General features: G+C 63.9%; 1 pseudogene. It reads right to left on the bottom strand.

Going from position 1 to position 299, the window contains the following annotated elements:
* Positions 1-299 (bottom strand): annotated as a pseudogene (locus EN852_RS39055) (FAD-dependent oxidoreductase); the annotation flags it as partial.

Below are 299 nucleotides of genomic sequence, written 5' to 3'. Positions count from 1 at the left end.
GGGATCCGGTTCGATCCGTCGGGCAGCGGGCTCTTCGGGAAGGTCGAGACCGTTGCGCACCACATAGGCGTCGGCCTCGTCCAGCAGCGACATCAGATTGGCATCACCGCGGGCAATGTTCTTCGCAAGATCAGGCGCGAAGCTCATCAGCCCGTCCTGATAGGTCCTTGTCATGCCGACCAAGGTGAGCCCTTGCTTCGCCAGACGGCGGAAATCGATCGTTTCGCCGCCGCGCGCGCCGCTCACCGCGATCGTCACATGTGTCGTGCCGGGTCCAGGGGTTTCGAGGTCCCGTTTGC

It is taken from the genome of Mesorhizobium sp. M2E.F.Ca.ET.209.01.1.1 (genome assembly GCF_004010375.2).
Classification (GTDB): domain Bacteria; phylum Pseudomonadota; class Alphaproteobacteria; order Rhizobiales; family Rhizobiaceae; genus Mesorhizobium.
The sequence above is the reverse complement of the archived record's forward strand: the minus strand, read 5'-3'. Positions and strand labels throughout refer to the sequence as shown.